The organism is Silvibacterium bohemicum (assembly GCF_001006305.1).
Lineage (GTDB): Bacteria > Acidobacteriota > Terriglobia > Terriglobales > Acidobacteriaceae > Silvibacterium > Silvibacterium bohemicum.
Window position 1 is genome coordinate 375,369 of the sequence record NZ_LBHJ01000001.1, and the last position, 20,277, is coordinate 395,645.

The 20,277-nt window shown below is 60.3% G+C and carries 17 protein-coding genes; 6 read left to right on the forward strand and 11 right to left on the reverse strand.

Features of this window, described 5'->3' with window-relative positions; translation table 11 throughout:
* Positions 1–389: 389 nt before the first annotated feature.
* Positions 390–1,592 (reverse strand): BON domain-containing protein, encoded by a 1,203-nt coding sequence (locus tag XX99_RS01635; protein ID WP_050057626.1) that lies wholly within the window; start codon positions 1,590–1,592, stop codon positions 390–392.
* A 353-nt stretch (positions 1,593–1,945) separates the two neighbouring features.
* Here XX99_RS01635 and XX99_RS01640 point away from each other — a divergent pair, with 353 nt between their 5' ends.
* Both XX99_RS01640 and XX99_RS01645 read left to right on the forward strand, forming a co-directional pair.
* Positions 1,946–2,353 carry a YtxH domain-containing protein gene (locus XX99_RS01640; protein ID WP_050057627.1) on the forward strand — a complete coding sequence of 136 codons (408 nt, stop codon included), beginning with the start codon at positions 1,946–1,948 and terminating at the stop codon, positions 2,351–2,353.
* Between the two features lie 102 nt (positions 2,354–2,455).
* A complete protein-coding gene (locus XX99_RS01645; protein WP_050057628.1) occupies positions 2,456–2,989 on the forward strand; it encodes a hypothetical protein in 534 nt (177 codons plus the stop codon).
* Positions 2,990–3,017: 28 nt separating this feature from the next.
* Here XX99_RS01645 and mnmA read toward each other — a convergent pair whose 3' ends face one another.
* Together mnmA and XX99_RS01655 are read right to left on the reverse strand one after the other, a co-directional pair.
* Positions 3,018–4,139 carry a tRNA 2-thiouridine(34) synthase MnmA gene (gene mnmA / locus XX99_RS01650; RefSeq protein ID WP_050057629.1) on the reverse strand — a complete coding sequence of 374 codons (1,122 nt, stop codon included), beginning with the start codon at positions 4,137–4,139 and terminating at the stop codon, positions 3,018–3,020.
* Between the two features lie 78 nt (positions 4,140–4,217).
* Positions 4,218–4,586, reverse strand: a complete 369-nt coding sequence (locus tag XX99_RS01655) for an ArsR/SmtB family transcription factor (RefSeq protein ID WP_050057630.1) — start codon at positions 4,584–4,586, stop codon at positions 4,218–4,220.
* Between the two features lie 134 nt (positions 4,587–4,720).
* Between XX99_RS01655 and XX99_RS01660 the strand changes: the two genes are divergently transcribed.
* On the forward strand, positions 4,721–5,473 hold the full coding sequence (locus tag XX99_RS01660; RefSeq protein ID WP_050057631.1) for a glucose 1-dehydrogenase: 753 nt from the start codon (positions 4,721–4,723) through the stop codon (positions 5,471–5,473).
* A 261-nt stretch (positions 5,474–5,734) separates the two neighbouring features.
* Here XX99_RS01660 and XX99_RS01665 read toward each other — a convergent pair whose 3' ends face one another.
* The 4 genes from XX99_RS01665 to XX99_RS01680 all read right to left on the reverse strand — a co-directional run bounded on the left by XX99_RS01665 (position 5,735) and on the right by XX99_RS01680 (position 12,612).
* The gene (locus XX99_RS01665) at positions 5,735–8,290 is read right to left on the reverse strand and encodes an ABC transporter permease (protein WP_050057632.1); all 2,556 of its coding nucleotides are present in this window, start codon (positions 8,288–8,290) and stop codon (positions 5,735–5,737) included.
* Positions 8,291–8,368: 78 nt separating this feature from the next.
* Positions 8,369–10,474, reverse strand: a complete 2,106-nt coding sequence (locus XX99_RS01670) for a tetratricopeptide repeat protein (protein WP_184084478.1) — start codon at positions 10,472–10,474, stop codon at positions 8,369–8,371.
* A gap of 120 nt (positions 10,475–10,594) precedes the next feature.
* On the reverse strand, positions 10,595–11,773 hold the full coding sequence (locus XX99_RS01675; RefSeq protein WP_050057634.1) for a cysteine desulfurase family protein: 1,179 nt from the start codon (positions 11,771–11,773) through the stop codon (positions 10,595–10,597).
* Positions 11,774–11,838: 65 nt separating this feature from the next.
* Positions 11,839–12,612 (reverse strand): SDR family NAD(P)-dependent oxidoreductase, encoded by a 774-nt coding sequence (locus XX99_RS01680; RefSeq protein WP_050058066.1) that lies wholly within the window; start codon positions 12,610–12,612, stop codon positions 11,839–11,841.
* 108 nt (positions 12,613–12,720) lie between these two features.
* On the opposite strand from XX99_RS01680, the gene XX99_RS01685 reads away from it, so the two are divergent.
* Together XX99_RS01685 and XX99_RS01690 are read left to right on the forward strand one after the other, a co-directional pair.
* Positions 12,721–13,314 carry a DinB family protein gene (locus XX99_RS01685; protein ID WP_184084481.1) on the forward strand — a complete coding sequence of 198 codons (594 nt, stop codon included), beginning with the start codon at positions 12,721–12,723 and terminating at the stop codon, positions 13,312–13,314.
* A 414-nt stretch (positions 13,315–13,728) separates the two neighbouring features.
* Complete coding sequence (locus tag XX99_RS01690) at positions 13,729–14,643, forward strand: patatin-like phospholipase family protein (RefSeq protein WP_184084484.1); 915 nt, start codon at positions 13,729–13,731, stop codon at positions 14,641–14,643.
* A 455-nt stretch (positions 14,644–15,098) separates the two neighbouring features.
* Here XX99_RS01690 and XX99_RS01695 read toward each other — a convergent pair whose 3' ends face one another.
* Both XX99_RS01695 and XX99_RS01700 read right to left on the reverse strand, forming a co-directional pair.
* Complete coding sequence (locus tag XX99_RS01695) at positions 15,099–16,241, reverse strand: citrate synthase (RefSeq protein ID WP_050057637.1); 1,143 nt, start codon at positions 16,239–16,241, stop codon at positions 15,099–15,101.
* Positions 16,242–16,465: 224 nt separating this feature from the next.
* Complete coding sequence (locus tag XX99_RS01700; RefSeq protein WP_050057638.1) at positions 16,466–17,545, reverse strand: NAD(P)/FAD-dependent oxidoreductase; 1,080 nt, start codon at positions 17,543–17,545, stop codon at positions 16,466–16,468.
* A 189-nt stretch (positions 17,546–17,734) separates the two neighbouring features.
* Here XX99_RS01700 and XX99_RS01705 point away from each other — a divergent pair, with 189 nt between their 5' ends.
* Positions 17,735–18,583 carry a hypothetical protein gene (locus XX99_RS01705; protein WP_050057639.1) on the forward strand — a complete coding sequence of 283 codons (849 nt, stop codon included), beginning with the start codon at positions 17,735–17,737 and terminating at the stop codon, positions 18,581–18,583.
* Between the two features lie 83 nt (positions 18,584–18,666).
* Here XX99_RS01705 and XX99_RS01710 read toward each other — a convergent pair whose 3' ends face one another.
* Together XX99_RS01710 and XX99_RS01715 are read right to left on the reverse strand one after the other, a co-directional pair.
* Positions 18,667–19,536 carry an undecaprenyl-diphosphate phosphatase gene (locus XX99_RS01710; RefSeq protein WP_050057640.1) on the reverse strand — a complete coding sequence of 290 codons (870 nt, stop codon included), beginning with the start codon at positions 19,534–19,536 and terminating at the stop codon, positions 18,667–18,669.
* Between the two features lie 154 nt (positions 19,537–19,690).
* The gene (locus tag XX99_RS01715) at positions 19,691–20,254 is read right to left on the reverse strand and encodes a hypothetical protein (RefSeq protein ID WP_050057641.1); all 564 of its coding nucleotides are present in this window, start codon (positions 20,252–20,254) and stop codon (positions 19,691–19,693) included.
* Positions 20,255–20,277: the final 23 nt, after the last annotated feature.

The following is a 20,277-nucleotide window of genomic DNA, read 5'->3' on the forward strand; positions in this document are numbered from 1 at the left end:
GCCCAGCTCACCGATCCGGATCAAGCCCAGCCCATCGATTTGCTTTTTCCGGAGGGAGCGTGAGGCTTCAGCCTCACGAATAAGCCGACGAAATGAAGGAAGCTTCAAGCCCGGGCTTTTGCTTCTAGACCTAACTACTCCGGAGCAAAAGAAAAAGCGGCCATACTGCTGACCGCCTCAGGTTGCTGACCAAGTCTGGTCTTAGAAGGGTACGGCCATACGTAAATCAAGCAACTTAATTTTGGAAGGGTACGGCCTTCAGGCCGTACGTAAATTAAGCAAAATGAATGCGGCTTTAGCCGCTGAGGGAACACCCCCCTCGCACAACGAAGGCTCGTCATCAATCTCTCGCGGCCATACTCTGGCCGCGAGAGGCTCTGCAGTCATGCTTAATTCGACGGAGCGGGATTCTGCCGTGGCTGCAGCTGCGGCTGGCTGTCGTCGTTCTGCCGCGGAGCACCGATGGCCCGCGAGGTGGTCACCGTCACCGGAGATTGCAGGTGGAAATTCACCAGCGTCTCGGTCGGGATCTGTACCTGTTGTCCGCGGGTGACCGCGTTCACGCCCGCACCCGCACCGCCTCCGGCCACGGCTCCGATAGCCGCGCCCTTGCCGCCCCCGGCCAGCGCCCCGATGATGGCTCCCAGTGCCGCGCCGCCGCCGCTCTTCGCCAGCGTGTTCTTGCCCCGGCCCGGGCCCTCCTTGGTGTAGGTGTCGGTGACCAGAGGAATGGAGCGGCCGTGAACGTCGATCGCGGTCAGCTCAATCGAAAGCAGCGCGCTGCCCTTGAAGTGAGCAGCATCCTTGGCGTCCACAATGCGGCCGATGACCGTAGTGCCCTGCGGCAGCGCGATCATGCCGTCGGCAATCAGGTCCCCGGCCAGCGTTCCGCGGAAGCTCTCATTCGGCTGCGCCTTGGCGCTATCCAGCGAATCAGTCATGCGCACCGGAACCACCGTGCCCTCCGGCAGGATGACGGTCTTGGCCACCGGCTTGGACGGCGCTGGAGGCGGAGCCGGAACGGGTGCTGGCGCGGGAGGCGGCGCAGCGACGGCCGTATCCTGCGCCGGCGCTGGCGGAGGAGCCGGCTGCTCCGCTTGTTCCATCGGTGGAGGCTCGGGCGCTGCGTCTTCATGATGCCGCGGCTTGCGCGGCGCGGGCTCCGGACGCGGCTTCGGTGGCCCCGACATCATCATCGCGGGAGCAGGAGCTGCCGCCACCTGCGGCGGGGCGACGGTCAGGTTGTTGACCACCGTCTTCACTCCGGCGATGGAGCCGGCATCATTGCCGGCCAGGGCGCGCGACGCATCGTCAGCCGCGTTGCCGCTCAGCGTAGCCACGCCGGCAACCACCGCAACCTGGATATTCTGGCCGTTCAATGCGCTTTCGCCATTGATCTTCGCCTGAATGTCGCTGGCCACCTGTTCGTCGGCCCGGGGTGCCGGCTGGCTGGCGGATTGCTTATTGCAGCCGGCAGAGAACATCAGCAGCCCGGCGAGCAAGGCAGCAGTCAGTTGGGTGGAAACGCGGGTCGGGGAATATGAACTTCGGGAAACGAATGGTGCGAAACTTAGCGCCTTGAGGTCTGGCATCTTGGCTCTCCTTACGATCTTCTTTCCGATAGCGGTAAATCACATTTTGCGCGGCAAATCCTTGCAGGGCAAGTTGCGGAATCAGGACGCCGGTTCATCGGCATGCATCCCGGTCATCCCGTTGATTCCCTTCCCTTGATTCACAGAGACGTACATGGGACTCAGGAAGTAAGCTCCACGGCGCGAATCGAAGCCTCGTGCCAGACGTATGCCAATCCATGGGCAGCATTCGCCGCCGGCAAAGCATCTATTGAAATTGAATTAAAGTGAAACAAGCGCAAGTTGCCGGAGCGATTTCGATTTGGTACCATCCGAGCTTCCGGGGAAACTGCAGAATCCACAGGAGAAAGACAATGTCCGAAGAAAAGCAGACAGGCGGTTTCAGTTGGTTCCTGGCGGGGCTGGGAATCGGCGCGCTGGTTGGCGTACTCTACGCTCCCAAATCGGGGAGAGAGACCCGCGAAGACCTGGTGACCGGAGCCCGCGAGGGCACCGACTACCTCAAACAGCGCTCACGCGACGCTGCGGAGCAGGTCAACCAGATCGTCGATCGCAGTAGGGTGCAGGTCACGGAATATGTCGATCGCGGCCGGGAATATGTAGAGCGCGGTAAGGCGCAATGGGAAGATTTCATCAACCAGAGCCGTCAGGTTGTGACTGAACAGAAGGAAAAGGTGACGGCCGCCGTCGGCGCTGGGCGCGAAGCCTATCGTCACACCGCGACCGTGCCTGAAACTCCGAGCGAACACCCCGTCGCTTAAACGTTTTTAGAAGACGCCGAGGTTCTCTCGTCATCGTGGCCGCCTCGCGGCTTCTCGGAACGAGAGGACCTCGCACATGGATGCGGTACGACGGGAGTCTCGATGCAGATGCAATTGCCGCAGATTTACTACATCATCTTCACAGCGATCACGGCCGCGGGCGTCCTGCTCCAGGCCTTCGTGCTGCTGGGGATGTTTCTTGCTATCCGGCAATCGATCAAGAAGATGCACGAAGTCACCGACGAAGTGAGAGGGCAACTTTTGCCCGTACTTTCCTCGTCAAAGCGGCTGATTGACGATCTCTCTCCCAAGCTGAAGATTGCCTCTTCCAATCTGGTTGAGGTGAGCCAGACACTCCGCCACCAGACCGGGCATCTGAATTCCACCATCGACGACGTCCTCAACAAGACCAGCACGCAGGCTGCCCGGTTGAACGAGATGATGGGTGCGATTCTCAACTCGGTTGAGCACGCGACCGAAGTCTTGCAACACGCGGCGACGGTGCCTTATCGCCAGGTAACCGGGATCATGGCAGGGCTCAAGGCCGGCTTCGATGTGCTGCGGAGAAAAGAGAGACAGCCGGATGTAGCGGAAGAGCCGCCAGTCGTAAAAGTGGCCGAGGAAGTCATTCCTTAAATCGGCAAAAGCCCAGCTTAAGCAGCGATTAAACAATCCAGCCGCCGCCCACCACCTCATCCCCATCGTAAAAAACAGCAGCCTGACCCGGAGTAACCGCGCGCTGCGGCTCGTCGAACTCCGCTTCGACTACGCCATCCCCCAGAGAGCGCAACGTTGCTGGCGCAGGATCGTGCCGGTGCCGGATCTTCACTCGCACCCGCATCTCGACGCGCATCTCGGGAATCGAGATCCAGTTCAGGTCGCGTGCCCGCACCGTCTTCGATACCGCCTCCGAGTCTGACCCAACCGTGACGCGATGGCTGGCATTGTCGATCTGAATCACGTACAGCGGATTCGGCGAAGAAACTCCAAGCCCCTTGCGCTGGCCCACCGTGAAGTTGTGAATGCCGCCGTGCCGCCCCATGACTTCGCCCGACGTGCTCACCAGCTCGCCCGTAGTATCCGGAATCGACTCGCCCTGCTCATCGAGATAGGCATCGATGAAGCGCTTGTAATCGCCGCCCGGGATGAAGCAGATCTCCTGCGAGTCCGGCTTTGCCGCCAGAGCCAGTCCATGCTCTGCCGCGATCTCCCGTACCTGCGGCTTCTGGTAGCCGCCCAGCGGAAAGATGGTCCGGGAAAGCTGCTCCTGCGTCAGGCCGAAAAGAAAGTAAGTCTGGTCCTTGCTCGCGTCCGCCGGCCGCTTGAGAACCCAGCGGTTGCGCTCCGGATCGTACTCGTTGCGCGCATAGTGGCCGGTCGCAATGCGGTCGGCGCCGATCTGCCGCGCGCGCAGCAGAAGCTGATCGAACTTCAGGTGATTGTTGCAGAGCGAGCAGGGGATCGGAGTTCTTCCCGCAAGATACTCGGAGACGAATGGCTTCACCACATCCCGCTCGAAGCGCTCCTGCTCATTGACCAGGTAGTAAGGAATGCCCAGCGCTTCGGCCACCCGGCGCGCGTCGTAAACATCGTCGATCGAACAACAGCGCCCCTGCACCGACTCCGGCATGCCTTCATGGCCGGCCAGCCGCCGCTGATTCCAAAGCTGCAGCGTCAGCCCGATGAGCTCGTAGCCCTCGTCCTTGAGCATCGCCGCCACCGTCGAGGAGTCCACTCCGCCGGACATGGCTACGGCAACCGTGTTGTTGAAGCCAGAATTCACCATACTAAGTATGACAGCTGCGGGCGCGCCGATGCCAGCGTCGCCGGTAAGCCTGTCTTGCCAAGCACTTACGCCACGCAATTAAGAAATGGGCTTCCTCTTACGCCCGGAGCGCCTGCGATCTCGCGATTGGATGTTGTGCGCGTTCACGATCGCGAGGATCAGGCCGGGGAAGCGCTGTTCGATCTCCGCGCAGCGCGACGTGTTGTGCATCTCCACGCCTTTCCGCTCGCCGCGAATGAGCCCGGCCTCGCGGAGCGCCTTGAAATGCTGCGACAGGGTCGACTTTGGAATATCCTTGTCGTTCACCTGGAGAAAGTTCGAACAGTTCTGCGAACAGGCTGCGCCTACGATCTCCACCAGGATCGCAACCCGTACCGGATCGCTGAGCGCATGAAGAATCGCCTCTACGCTTACGTCTTCAATAGAGGGATGGAAGAGGGGGCGCATGAATTCATGATAGCTGCGCTTGACATGGAGTTCAATAGTTCATAAATTCAGAACTAATGAATTAAGCTCTTCGCCGCCAGGTGCAGCGAAGCATCCTGAATGAATCACAGTCACGCAGTAAAGGAGAAATTCCGATGTCGAAGAAGCTTGAAGGAAAGATCGCACTCGTAACCGGAGGAACGGAAGGCATAGGACTGGCCACGGCGAAGCGCTTCGTCGCCGAAGGCGCAACCGTCATCATCACCGGCCGTCGCAAAGAGGTGCTCGACGCCGCCGTGAAGGAAATCGGCTCCGGAGTGTCCGGCTTTCAAGGGGATGCGGGAAACCTCGCGGATCTCGACAAGCTCTACGCGCACATCAAACAACAGCATGGCCGGCTCGACATTCTCTTCGCGAATGCGGGCATCGGTGAATTCGCGAGCATCGACCAGGTCACCGAAGAGCAATACAACAAGATCTTCAACGTGAATGTGAAAGGCGTCTTGTTCGGTGTGCAGAAGGCGCTCCCGCTTATTCCCGATGGCGGTGCGATCGTACTTAACGCCTCGATCGTATCTGTCAAAGGCATAGCTGGCTTCGGCGTTTACAGCGCCACCAAGGCCGCGGTCCGCTCCTTCGCCCGCACCTGGACCAGCGAACTCAAAAACCGCAAGATTCGCGTAAATGTCGTCAGCCCCGGCCCCATCGAAACGCCCGCGATCAGCCGCCTGGTCGGAGACGAAGAGTCAGGCAAGCAGTTCAGGGCAGGTATGACTTCCCAGGTGCCTCTCGGCCGCATGGGCGAGGCCGACGAGATCGCAAAGGCCGTCGTCTTCCTCGCCTCTGACGACGCGAGCTTCGTCGCCGGTGTCGAGCTCTACGTCGACGGCGGAATGGTGCAGGTCTAAGCCCCTCCGATCGAGTCTGCATTGGAAAGGTACGGCCTTAAGGTCGTACGTCAATCCCCGCCATCCATGCGGCTTCAGCCGCTGAGGGCCCGCGACGAACCTGATCGCAGGGCCCTCCGCTTTTTGAGTCCGAGCCGCTCCCATCCAACGGAGCTTCTGGGGAATTCTGCATCGCGGTTGGGCAGAATGGTGGCTAACTAAGCTGGCGAAAAAGATTTCGCATATCCGCTCAGCATAAATTTGCGTGTCTCCGCGATTCAGCTACTCCGAGCGCAGAGCCTTCACCGGGTTGATCGAAGCCGCGCGTTGTGCCGGAATGATGCTGGCGAAAAACGCGCACACTCCCAGTGCCACGATTGATCCGCCCAGCACCAGCGGATCCCAGCCCTTCACCTCATAAAGCTGTGCCGAGATCAGTCGCGAACATCCGATCGAGACTGGAATGCCGATAGCCAGTCCCAGAAGGATCTGCAGAAACGCTCCGCGCAGCACCAGCCTCATCACGTTGCCGCGATTCGCGCCCAATGCCATGCGTACGCCAATCTCGCTGGTGCGCCGCTCGACGGTGTATGCCGTCACACCGTAAAGCCCCACGGCAGCCAGGATCAGCGCGAGGATACCGAAGAGTCCCGTCATGTTTGCGACCGTGCGCTGCTGATCAAAGTTCGAATCCACCTGCTCCTCCAACGTCTGGATGCCGAGCAGAGTCAGGTTAGGATCGACGTCGCTGAGCACGCGGCGAACCTGAGGTTCGAGTCCTTCCATGCTGCCGTGCAGGTGCAGCACCGCGCCTTCGATGAAGTGAGTGCTGTCGTCGATCGATTGCATGATGGCTGCGTCATAATGCGCACGCTGGGCAAGCGGCAGGAAAAACAGCGGGTTGGTAGGCTCCTTGTTGGCGGGGTCGGTGTACTTCGCGTTGCGCACTACGCCGACGATCTCGTAAGTGCTGCTGAACATCGGCAGATCCAGCCCGAAGTGCGCACCTATCGGGTTTTCCCCTTGCTTGAAGAATCGATGGACAAAAGCCTCGTTCACTACGGCGATGCTCTGAGTTGATGCCGTATCCTGCTCGGTGATCGAGCGGCCGCGAAGAATCGGCTCTCCCAGCGTTTCGAGATAGCCGGGGTTCACGTGGTCCCACGACGAGCCGGCGTCCTCATTCACATTCGGCATACCATGCCCCTGCCGGATGACAAATTCGCCCCAGTTATCCTGCAGCGGCGTATATTGCGCAAGCGCGGCACGCTCCACGCCGGGGATATGCGAGAGCCTGGCCTGCAGCTCGCGATACATCGCGTCCAGCTTCGCAGAGGGATATGAAGAGAATGGAGCCGTGAGGCTGATCGTGATGCGATGATCGGTCTCATAGCCGAAGTCCTGGTGCTGAAGCTTCGTCAGGCTACGGGTCAAAAGGCCCGCGCCCGTGAGCAGCACGACCGACAACGTGGCTTGAACGACGACCAGAACCTTCTGCGAAAGCGAAGAGCTGTCGCGCGTGCTGCGGTTCGCGCCACGCAACGCCTCTGCGGGGTCGGCATGCGAAGCGAGCCATGCGGGAGCCGTTCCGAAGAGCGCGCCGGTCACTAGGGAGAGCACAAAGGCGAAGGCCAGAACCGGCAGCGAAGGCCGCGCGTCGATGGGCACGAACTGCGCTCCATGAAAGGCCAGCGCGACGATCGCTTTCACGCCCGCATACGCAACGGCCAATCCGGCGAGGCCACCCAGAACCGAAAGAACCAGGCTCTCCGTCAACGATTGTCGAATGAGCCTCTGTCGCGAAGCACCCAGCGCCAGGCGAACCGAGGTCTGCGCGCGTCTCGCAGTACCGCGTGCAAGCAGTAGATTCGCAATGTTCGCGCAGGCGATGAGCAATACCATGCAGCAGACGGCGAGAAGAATACGCAGGCTGTCGGTGTAGTTGGCTTTCATGACTCCAATGCCGGTTCCGGCTGGAATCACCTTGACGATCTGCTTCGGTAGGCTGGCCTTGACCCCGGTCATCCACTCCGCAGGCATGCCGCTGTCGTTCACCAGCCAGAGCTGCAGCAGGTTGGTAAGCCGCGCGGGCAAGGCATCTGGAGAAGCGCCAGGGCGAAGTCGTCCAATCACGCGCAGCCACGCCGAGAACTCGTTGAGGAGCGAATTCGTTCCGCGAAACAACGGCTCCTGTTGAAGCGGCACCCACACTTCCGGAGGATTGCTGCGCAGAGTTTCGCCGAAGAAGCCGGGTGGAGTGATGCCGACGATGGTGAAGGGATGGCCATCGAGAATGAACGAAGACCCCACCATGTGCGGATCAGATCCATACTCCTGCTGCCACGCGCGATAGCTAAGCATCGCTACCGGCGTCGCCGAGCGCTGATCGTCTATTGGAGTAAGCGTGCGACCGGCGAATGCGCCCACGCCGAACGTGGCAAAGTAATTTCCACTCACATACTCGCCGCGCAGCGGCTTGCTCACGCGGTCGTTCTCGCCTCGCCTTGCGCTGAACTCCGACCCACCGGCCTGGAACGCGGCCAACTCGGCGAACTCCGGCGTGTTTTCTTTCATGCGCTGGTAGAAACGGTAGGAAAACATTCCGTAGCTTCCCTGCGGACTGCCCTGGATGCAGCAGCTGGCCCCTTCGCCGATGCGATAGAGGCTTGCCGGATCGACCACTGGCAGCGACTTCAGCATCACCGTGTTGATCAGCGAGAAGATGGCGGTAGTCGCGCCGATCCCCAGTGCCAGCGTAAGCATGGCGGTCAACGTGAAGACGGGAGACTGGCGCATCTGGCGAAGTGCATAGGCGATATCTTGCCGCAATGTCTGCATGAAAGCCTCTCACCCGAGACATACGCGGAGGGGAGCAGAGAGGTTCCGGAAAGAACGGAAAAGAATTGCAGCGTGCGCCTAGATTGCGCGACGGCGCAGTGCGTCGTCCAGTGAATCGACTACCGCCTCGATCACCGCCGCCCAATCTCCGGGCGCAGGTTGCCGGAAGAGCCGCGCGGTTGGATACCACGGATTGTCGTCGCGTCCTTGCAGCCACCGCCAGTCGGCCAGATACGGCAGCATCACCCACACCGGCAGTCCCATGGCTCCGGCCAGGTGCGTGATCGATGTGTCTACGCTGATCACCAGGTCCAGCGTCGCGGCGAGAGCCGCCGTCTCGGCAAAATCTTTACATTGCGAAGATGCATCGATGAGCGGGAAGCGATCTTGCAGCGATGCAATTTGCTCCGTCGCAGGGCCGAACTGCAGCGAATAGAAATCCACATTGTCTAACTCGGCCAGCGGCAGCAGCTGTCCGAGTGCCATGGATCGCTGCATGTCTCCCTTGTAGCGTGGATTGCCGGACCACGCCAGCCCCACCCGCAATCGGGTTTCATTGCGCGGATAAGCCCGCCACGCGGCAGCAACAGCATCGGGATCAACATGCACATAGGGCACCTGCGCCGGAATGCTTTCAACCGACGTGGTGAAGGCCAGCGGCAGGCTCATCAAGGGGCAGTGACAGGAGAACTCCGGCAGCGCATCCCCGTGGGTGATGACCCGCTCCACGCCTTCTGTTCGTTGGAGCAGCTCCTGCAGCCGCGGCTGTACTTCGAGGATGACCCGCCCGCCCCGCGCGGCCACCAGGGACGCGTAGCGGACAAACTGCAGCGTGTCGCCCAGTCCCTGCTCGGCATGCAGCAGGATGACGGCTCCATTCAGCGGAGCTCCGCGCCATTGCGGCTGGGGGAAGCTGCGCCGCGTCTGGTGCAGTTCATGGAAGTCCCAGCGCCATTCGTGCCGCAGCCAGCCCTCAGGATAGGTGCCCTCGCGCAGCAACAGCAGCGCCAGGTTGTACTGGCCGCCAGCGCTCGATGGGTCGAGCTCGACACCGCGTAGATAGTGGCGCTTCATCTCCTTGGCGCGTCCCAGCTGCAGCAGCGTATTCGCCATGTTGATGTGCGCTGCCGCGTAGTCCGGCTTGAGCTCGAGAGCCCTGGCGTAAGAAGATTCCGCTTCTTCCTGGCGCCACTGTTGCAGCAGAGCATTGCCCAGGCTGTTGTGGTGCTCCGACCGGTCCGGCTCCAACCGGAGGGCGAGGCGAAAGCATTCCTCGGCTCGAAGGTACTCGCGCTGATGCAACATGGCATTGCCAAGATTGTGCTGCGCAGCTACGGCTTCGGGATCGATCGCCGTCGCTTTTTCGTAGCTCTCGATCGCCTGCTCGTAGCGGCCCATCGCAGAAAGCGCGTTGCCCAGGTTGCAGTGGGCCTTCGCGTATTCAGGCCGCAAGGCGAGGGCACGGGAGTAGGAGGCAGCAGCGACTGGAAAATTTCCCGCGTCATAGAACAGGTTGCCGAGATTGAGATGAACCTCGGGAAACTCCGGCCTGCATCGCAACGCCTTGAGGTACGAGGCTTGTGCTTCGCGCGCCTGGCCCAGCATGGCCGCCGCAGCTCCCATCGATGCGTGCAGTTCGGCGCTTGCCGGCTCCGCGGCGATGCCCCGCGCATACACCCGCAACGCCATCTCGTAGCGCTGCTCCCGGCAGAGCTGGTTGCCCAGAGCCAACGCCGCTCTCGCTGCGCCCGAAGGCAGCTTCAACGCCTGGATATAAGCTTCATAAGCAGCCTTGAAGTTGGAGCGCCTGCTCTCAATCTCAGCGGCGCAGCACCACGCCTTGCCATTCTGCGGATCGAACGTGAGTGCCTCGCGGCAGGCTGCGTGTGCGTGCTCCAGGTCGCCCGCTCCCAAGAGCGCCAGTGCCAGGTTGAAGTAAATGTGCGCTGCGCCCGGCCTTCGCACCGCGGCGGTCGAAATCAATCGGATCGCAGCAGGGAACTGCCCCGTCTGCCGCGCCACGATTCCCAGCAGCAAAAGCGCATCGGGGTCATCGTGATCCTCGTCGTAGACGCGCTGGTAGTATCGCGCCGCCTCCGCCATCCGCCCAGCGGCATGGTGCGACAGCCCTTCGCCCAACAAAGGCGAGAGGGTTGCGGCGGGCAGCTCTTCGAGCTCAGGCATAGTGCAAAGATCGCCCGCAAGGTGATAACCAAAAACGCGTGCTACCGCATTAGACATTGTTAAAGTTGGCGTGTTTCCGATGGAAGACCGTCTGCACTCGCGGCATATCGAACTGGCGACTCAACCCAGCGTTCCCGCATTCACCGGAGCCAGCTCCCGCAAGCGGCTCACCGCGGTGGGAACGATCTCCAGCGCCGCATCCACATCCGCATCCGTGTTCAGCTTGGTCAGCGAGAAGCGCAGGCTGGCGCGCGACCGCTGCGAGGCGAGCCCCATGGCCTGCAGCACATGCGAGGGTTCGGTTGCGCCCGACATGCAGGCCGAGCCGCCGGAGACGGCCAGTCCCTTGAGGTCGAGCGCAATCACCAGCGCCTCGCCTTCGAGATCGTCGAAATAAAGATTCGTAGTATTCGGAACTCGCTCGACTGCGGAGCCATTCACGCCGCAGCCTTGCACGCGCTCCAGAATGCCTCGCTCCAGCCGGTCGCGCAGCGCTGCCACTCGATCCAGCGAGCCAGCCTTCAGCGATTCAATTGCAAGCTCGGCCGCGCGTCCCAGTCCAACAATACCGGCGACATTCTCCGTGCCAGCCCGGCGCTGCCGCTCATGTGCTCCGCCAAAGAACAGCGGCTCGATATGTGTGCCACGGCGGATGTAAAGAATTCCCGTTCCCTGCGGCGCGTGCATTTTGTGTCCCGAAATGCTGAGCAGATCGCATCCGATCGCTTTTACATCGATAGGCAGCTTACCCGCGGCCTGCACCGCATCGGTGTGAAACCAGACATCGGCCTCCTGCGCAATACGGCCGATCTCTGCGACGGGTTGGATCACACCGGTCTCGTTGTTGGCCATCATCACGCTGATCAGCTTGGTATTCGGGCGCAGCGAGCGCTTAACTTCACCCGGATCGACCGCGCCGCCTGCGTTCACAGGGAGAAACGTCACCTCGACGCCGCGATCCCGCAGGCGTTCGGCCGCATGCAGCACCGCATGGTGCTCGATTGACGAAGTGATGAGATGATCTCCGGATTGGATCAGGCCGCCCTGCTGCATGATTCCGAAGAGCGCCATGTTGTCGCTCTCCGTGCCGCCCGAGGTGAAGACAATCTCCGACTCGCGGCAGTTCAGCAGCCGCGCAACGCTCTCCCGGGCATGCTCGACAGCCGCCCGCGCCTGCTGCCCATGCTGATGGATCGACGACGCGTTGCCAAAGCTCTCCAGCAGCCACGGACGCATCACCTCCAGCACCTCCGGCAACAGAGGAGTCGTGGCATTCGCATCCATGTAGATTCGACGCATAGTTTTATTTTACTGGACCTGCCGTTCAGGCAACCGCGTCTTCGCCGCTTCCTGTGGTGCCCGGCCTATCGAGCTGTCCATCCGCCATCGATCAGGATCGTATGCCCGGTAATCAGCGAAGCGGCAGGCGATGCCAGGAACACGACGGCTCCCGTCACTTCGACTGGCTCACCAATGCGGTGCAGCGCAGCGATACGCTCTTCGACATCGGCGCGAAAGGCGGGATCGGACAGCACCGGCGCGGTTCCATCGGTGCGGATGAAAGTAGGCGCAACTGCGTTCACATTGATGCCGTATTTTCCCCACTCCACCGCCAGGCACTTGGTCAGGTGCGCGATGCCGGCTTTCGTCATGCAGTAGATCGATTCGGTCGGCAGCGCTGCGAATCCGGCCTGCGAGCCCATGTTGATGATGCGCCCTCCGCCTTTGTGAGCCATCATGTGGCGAGCCGCAGCCTGCGAGGCGAAGAACGTTCCCTTCAGGTTGACCGCCAGCGTACGGTCGAAGTCCTCTTCGGTTACGTCTTCGGCAAGGTTGGTGGGAGCAATGCCGGCATTGTTCACCAGGATGTCGATGCGTCCCCAATGATGTACCGTCGCATCGATGGCCGATCGCACCTGCTGTAGGTCCATCATGTCCATCTGCAGGGGCAGGCAGCGGCGGCCAAGCGCGGCAATTTCATCCGGCAGATTGCCATGCTGTTCGACGTCGCGCAGTCCAAGGGCAACATCGGCTCCGGCATGAGCCAGAGCAAGAGCGGTGGCGCGGCCGAGTCCGCGTCCGGCGGCAGTAACGAGAGCGATCTGTCCGGTAAGGTCGAAGCTGGGATAAGTATTCATGACGAGGTCCAGAATATCGTGCCCGAGCCTTCTGTTTCCCATTGATGCTGGATGCGATCATCGCGATGGATTTCTGATACGCTGGCTGCGCAGTCCAGGAGAATTTGCATGAACATGAAACGATGTCTGGCAATGGCGGCTTGTTGCGCGATGTTGACGCTGCCGCTGAGCGGTTGGGGGCAGGGGCAGAAACCGAAGATGGCGGTCGAAGGCCAGCCGATTCCTCCGGCCGAGAGCCTGAATGCGGTGTTGACCATCATGGAGCACCAGATCGTCAGCGCGGCCGATGCCATGCCCGCCGAAAAATACGACTTCGCACCCTCGGTTCCCGGTGGCGAATTTACCGGCGTCAACACCTTCGCCAAACATGTGCGCCATCTGGCGCAATCGAATTACGAGTTCTTCCAGGGATGGGGAATTCCGGGCGAGGTCGACCCCAAGACGCTGTCTTCACTCAAGACCAAAGACGAGCTCATGAAGGCTCTGCGCGACAGCTATAAATTCGCCCATGCCGCCGTCGACTCCATCACCCCGCAGAACGCATTTCTTTCCGTGACGGGGCCGGAGGCATACAAGTCGACGCGCGCGTCGATGGCCGCCTTCTGCATGGCTCACTCCATGGATCACTACGGCCAGATGGTCGAATACCTGCGCATGAACGGCATCATCCCGCCCGCCAGCCGTCCCGGCGCCCAGATGTAGGGACTCGCCGTCCAGGCCTCCGCGCCTTTGGCGCATGGCATTCCCCTCGGTCGTCATTTTTCCCTGGCGGCCGAGGGAGTGAAACGCCTCGCCGATTGGAAACGACACGACCATCCGAGTCGGTCGACACTCAGCGGCCGCAAAGTTGGGTGTTCCGGCGCGGGCCCTCGAGTCAAAAATCAAGCGTTTGAGAACCGGCAAATACCGATTCAAATCTACAGACACGCTGACGTTTCAAACATGGCTGATCACGAGCGCCACCGATCCTGAAAGACAGTGCATGATTCTTCGGTTTCACCCGGCACTGTCCTTTATCAAAGCCAGCGCCGAGACGGAATCATGAAGGTAAAATCTCCTCTGTGACTCGCACTTGTAAGAATGCAGACCCGACGGGTTGGAATGGAGAAGATTACGGTGTCTGAGATCCGAAGCACAGCGGAGAGGAAGCGCGCACTTGTCTTGGGTGGGGGAGGACCGGTCGGCCGCGCTTGGCAAACAGGGTTGCTATCGAAGTTCGTCGCCGAAGGAGTGATGCTCAGGTCCGCTGACTTGATCGTCGGCACCTCTGCTGGCGCAATTTCCGGAGCTCAACTTGCCCTTGAGATAGAGGTAGATCTTACCGTTCCCGTGCCGACTCCTCAACGACCCGGCACCCCAAAACCAAGCGGCATGGCTCTCCTGATCAAGGCTGTCGCAGAAGCGTCTCAGTCGTCCACTCCCGAAATCCAGCGTCGGGCAATTGGGCGAATGGCTTTAGCCGCGCCGACGCCTAGCGAAGAAGAGTCGATTCGGCGGGTAAATTTTCTGGCGCAACGGGAATGGCCTGAAAATTTTCGAACCACCGCGGTGAACGTCCATACGGGAGAAAGCGTCGTTTGGCATAGTGAGTCGGGCGTACCTTTGGAACTCGCCGTAGCTTCCAGTTGTGCGCTGCCGGGAGTTTGGCCTCCGGTCACAATCAATGGCGATCAGTATATGGATGGGGGTATGCGCAGCGCGCTAAACGCGAATTTGGCAGCGGGCTATGAAGACGTGATAGTTGTATCGTGCTTCCCTTTGGTTCTGCCGCCGGGAGTCAACGATTCGGACCGAGTGATCCTGAACGCCAGTCTCAACGCAGAGATCGCAGGCCTTATGGAACAAGGAGCCCACGTCAATTTGATTACGCCAAGTGCAGAATTTCTGAAGCTGACGGAATACGGGACGAGGATGCTGGACGGCAGCCTCATACCGGAATCCTTCCAGCTTGGCGCGCGCCAAGCAATTCAGGAAGCGCTCCGCATTGATGCAGCGTGGAGAATCTTCCCGGGTACTTGGGCGACAAATTAAGGGTCTGGCGCCTCTTTCCATCTCAAATTCCGCACTTGTGATTTGCTAAGGCATCTCGTGGTAATACAGCACTGCTCAATATCGAGATTCTCGCCAAGATCGAATACCGATATAAGGTTGCATCGCCGAATAGAGGGATGGGTTGGCCGTGCCCATCCTTCACGGTTTCATCGTGAAGGGGGGGTGGGAGACCATAGTCAGACGAATCTCGTACACGACATGACAACTCCCGCGCCTCACTCAGAAAAATAAAAGAGGCGTCCAATTCGGACGCCTCTGGTTGCGAACAAAGTCCTGGCGTTGGAAGGGTACGGCCTTCAGGCCATACGTAAATCAAGCAAAGAAGTGCGGCTTCAGCCGCTGAGGGAAAGCCCGCCCGCACTGCAAAAGTTCATCATCAATCGCAAAAGAGGCGTCCGATTCGGACGCCTCTTTTGCATGATTGAAAGTTGATCCTAGCCGCGCTTTTCGATCGCCACATATTGCGCAGGATATTCCGGTCCGATGTACTCGGCGCGCGGACGAATCAGCCGATTGTCGTCAAGCTGCTCGATCACGTGCGCGGCCCAGCCCGCAATGCGGCTGACGGCAAAGATCGGCGTGAACAGATCGATGTCGATGCCCAGCGTCGTATAGGTCGAAGCCGAGTAGAAGTCCACATTGGCGTTCAGCTTCTTTTCGTCCTTCACAAAAAGCTCGATGGCCCGCGACATCTCGAACCACTTCGCGTTGTTTGCCGAACGGCCCAGGTCTTCGGACATCTTGCGCAGGTGCGTCGCGCGCGGATCTTCGGTGTGATACACGCGGTGGCCGAAGCCCGAGACCTTCTTCTTCTGCGCCAGCATGTTCTTCACATACTCGGTCGCATCGGCGCCTTCTTTGTCGATGGCGAAGAGCATCCGCATCACCGCCTCGTTCGCGCCGCCGTGCAACGGCCCCTTGAGCGCGCCGATAGCGCCGGTAATTGCCGAGTGAACATCCGACAAAGTGGCCGCGATCACGCGAGCCGCGAAGGTCGAAGCATTCAACTCATGGTCGGCGTGCAGGATCAGCGCCACATCGAACGCACGCGTTGCCGTCTCCGACGGCTTCTCGCCATTCACATTCAGCAGGTAAAGGAAGTTCGCAGCGTGCGACAGCGAGGCATCGGGCGTGACCACAGCCTTGCCCTTGCGAATGCGGTCGAAAGCCGCTACCAGCATGGGAATCTGCGCAGTCAGAGCGAACGATTTGCGGATATTCGTGTCGTGATCGACCGCCTTCTCATCCGCGTCGTACATGCTCAGCGCGGAGACAGCCGTGCGCACCACTTCCATCGGCGTCGCTGTCTTCGGAAAAGATTTGAGGAGATCGAGGATTGCAGGAGGGAGGGTTCGTGCGGCGGCTAACTTCTTCGTGAATTCATCCAGCTCAGCCTTGGTCGGCAGCTTGCCGTGCCACAGCAGATAGGTCGTCTCCTCGAAATTCGATTTCTCCGCCAGCTCGTGAATATCGATGCCGCGGTAGGCCAACACTCCCGCATCGCCGTCGATCCAGCAGATGCCAGAGTTGGCTGCAACAATTCCTTCCAGTCCTTTTGCCGCTACCGCAGTCGCCATACGCTTCTCTCGTTCTCCCAACTTGAATACGGGTTATCTGCTCATCATTAAAACGGATGAGCTTCTTATCGGCTCTTCGCGCCGCCTTCTCCTGAAAGAGATGCCAAATTGCCCGGGTATGATGCAGGGCTAGGAATTACCTTTGCGGACGAAGGAGAGCTAAAGATTGTTTATAACTTAGTGCGGTAACGATTGTCATGCACCGTCTGCGCACATCCGGGTGTTCATTGGCCGGATGAGAGGGCAAAGCGGTCGCATCGAAACGGTGCAGGATCGACGCTCGGCGTAGCGCCGGTAATCATCTGCCGCATCAGCCGTGCCGTTCCCGGAGCCAACAGGATGCCGTTGCGGAAATGTCCGGCAGCCAGCCAGATGCGTTGCTCCCGCCGCTTCTTTTGCTCAGCGCCATTTTCCAGCGGGCCGATCATCGGCAGTTCGTCGGGCGAGGCTGGCCGAAGTCCAGCCCAGGTCTCGACGATCTCCGCTCCGCGCACCGGCGGCCATAACGAAGCCGCCGTGGCCATCAATTCCTCAATGGCGCGAGGGTCGATCTCCTTATCGAAGCCCGCATCTTCCACCGTCGCGCCGATGACCACGCGACCTTGGCCGCGCGGGATCAGGTAAATCTCTTCCGTACGCAGAACCACATCCAGTTGCGCCGATTGCGGCAGCTGAACCTCGATCATCTGTCCCTTGCGTGGCGTCGAAGGCGCACCGGTAAGCTCAGCAGTCCAGGCTCCGGTCGCATGAATCAGAATATCCGCGGTCCATTCACCCTGCGCGGTGGCTAGCTTCACATGGCTGCCGTTCTCCTGAGCGCTCAGAACGGGGCAGTCTTCGTGCAGGGCAACGCCCGCCGCTCGGACCGCCGGAGGCAGGGCGCGAGCCAGATCGCGCGGGCTGAGGCTGTCTTCCTCGAGGAGAAAAAAACTTCGCCCATCCGTCTCGATACCGGGAGCCAGCGTGTTCAGTGTCGTCGCATCGAGCGTAAAAAATCCGTAAGGAAGATGGCTCGTCCCCTGAATCGTCTGGCGTGTGCGGATGGGAACCTTCATCCCCGAAAGCTCTGCGACCCGCGCCAGGAATTGCGGATAGAGGCTGCGGCTCAGCTCCGACAATGAGTGTAGCGCTGGAGGATTCTCCGGATCGGCTGCCGCCAGCATGCCGCCTGCAGCCCATGAAGCCTCGGACATCGCCCGCTGACGCTCGAAGACTGTGACTTGCCGTCCCATCGAGGCCAGTTCGAGCGCTATCGTGAGACCAACAATCCCGCCGCCTGCAACTGCCACTTCTGTGTGCTTCACTCGTCTATTCTATTGCGCGTTCGAGACGGGCAGTGTGACCCTGCGCACACCGCCAGGCGTTAGCATAGTGAAATAACGGGCCAATGCCGCCACTTTGCTGCTGACAGGCAGCGGTGGATGCTCTAATCTCGGGCAAATGCTGAGCGGTGCGAATGCACCCTGTGAACTGGAAATACGAGAGGAAGAACGATGAGTGACGAAACAACGGTAGTAGGCGAGCAGCGTAGTTTTTCCGGACTATTCCTTGGGCTGCTGGCAGTGGCAGTGGTCCTCGCGATTGCGGGATTGGGATGGAGCTATTATCTTTCCGGACGGTTGACCCATGCCGAGACTCAGCTCTCTCAGGCGCAGCAGCAGAATGACAAGCTGGCCACCGCTCTGGACGAGACCAACGCGCGCCTCAAGGTCACCAGCGACACGCTCGGTCACTCGCTCGGCCTGACCCAGAAGCAGCTCGAGCTCAAGGCTCAGGAACTGCTGCGCCGTCAACAGGCCGACGCCACCCGCATCCAGAGCGTGGAGACTCAGCAGCAGGCCACGCAGAAGGCGGTCAGCACCGTCTCCAGCGATGTCTCCAGCGTGAAGACCGATGTCGGCGGAGTGAAGAGCGACCTGACCAACACGCAGTCTGAGCTCAAGACCGCTGAAACCCAGCTGCAAAGCATGAAGGGCGACCTCGGCCTGCAGAGCGGCCTGATCGCGACCAACCACGACGAACTGGAGATCCTGAAGCACAAGGGCGACCGCAACTACTACGAGTTCACCCTCAGCAAAGGCCAGCGCAAGCCCGTCTCGACGGTCAGCCTGGAGCTGAAGAAGGCCGACATCAAGCACAGCCGCTACACGCTCGATGTCTACGCGGACGACAAGAAAATCGAGAAGAAGGATCGTGGATTGAACGAGCCGGTGCAGTTCTACACCGGCAAGGACAATTTTCTCTACGAGCTGGTAGTGAACAGCATCGACAAGAACACGATCAAGGGATACATCTCGACGCCCAAGTCAGCGCCGGCCCCGGTAAGCACCTCGGGCCAGTAGACAACGCCAGGCCAGTAAAGAACGGGCGGGTGCCCCATCCTTCACGGATTCATCGTGAAGGGTGGGAGATCACGAACCCGAACTCAATACCCACGTTGGTGCAACATGAACACCACCACCGAAGCCACCAGGCAATAGATTCCGAACAGATACCACTTGCCGCTCTCCAGCCACTGGCTCAGCCATTTCAACGCCAGCAGTCCGGCCAGGAACGCGAAGACCATCCCCAGCAGGCTCATCGCCACCGGCATCCCCACAGCATTTGTCCCGGCCTCGGCATGAACGTGAGCCAGGCGCAGCGCCTCGCGGCCCACTACGGCAGGCGTCAGCACCACCGCCAAGGCGAAGCTGAAAGCCTCTGCCCGTCCGCGCGCCACACCGGCCAGCATTCCGGCCGAGATGGTAGCGCCCGAGCGTGAGAAGCCGCGGAAGGGAAGGCAGAGTCCCTGCACGAAACCGATCAGGCTGGCCTGTCCCAGGCTGAGCTCAGGCCCCTCCGTAACCGAACGGTGGACGGCCTTTCTCTCCGCGAGCCCGGCGATCAGGATCAGTATCCCCGCCGCCAGCAATGCCGGAGCCACGATCTCCAGATGTCCGAACAGGTCCTCGATCTGCGCATGCGGCGTCCCTTTGAACACCGTCTTCTCCAAAACCTTGATGATCGCTTCACCCACGATGCCGGTCAGCAGCGTGGCAGCGATCACCCGCACCGCAAAGCGCTTGAAGTTTTCCATGCTGTCGAAGTAGGCCTTCATCCACTGCCGCCAGAAGTAGACGATCACGGCGAACATGGTCCCGGTATGCAGCATCACCAGCACCAGCGTCATCTCCGGCGAAGAAGGGTCAAGCCCCATCAACTTCTCGGCCACAACCACGTGAGCGGAGCTGGAAACAGGCAGCAGTTCGGCAAGTCCCTGAATCACCGCAAGGATAATGATTTTAAGAATGGGCATGGGCCGATTGTAACCAGCCGAGATGACAGGACAAAGATCGAAATGCCGTCAACGCGCCCACGCCATTTTCCCCTGCTGTCTTTAGCCAACCGCTTTGCCGCGACCCGAACTTAAGCAACCCGGTTTTAAGCCGCCCGGAGTTAAGCCGCCCGCGTCATAGCCGCTTCGGAACCGTGATCACCAGCGAGTTCTGGTGCTGGAAGCTCACGTGAATCTCCATGTCCTGGCGCGCGTCCCACTGTGCCTTGGGAATATCGAAGTGAAAAATCATCAAGCCGTCCACCCTCTGGCCGGCCGGCAGGGTCAGGTCGCGCAGTATCGGATCCTTGCGGTACTGCCGTACATCCGGATAGGCGACGAAGACCTTGTTGAAGTCCGTCAGCGACGCCGCGCCGTTGCGCTGCGGCCCATCCGGCAAATCGAGGATGGCCCACATATCCTGCAGAAAGAGAGGAATGTCCGTCTGGTTGGTGATGCGCACATTCGCGAAAACCAGCACCTCGTCATAGACCTCGCTCTCGCCGCCCAGGCCGTTCGTTGAGGATGGCGTCGAAAGATCGCGATGGATGGGATAAACATTCAGGCTGAGCACCTGCCCCGCGCTGACCGGCGGCTTCTGGTTAATGAGGACATAGGCTCCAATCGCCAGGGAAACGATCGCGAAGGCCGCCAGTACGGTGAGCAAAGGGTGATTGAAGGAGCGGGAGTCGTCAGCCATGTCGGGGATGGAGCCTCTTGCTA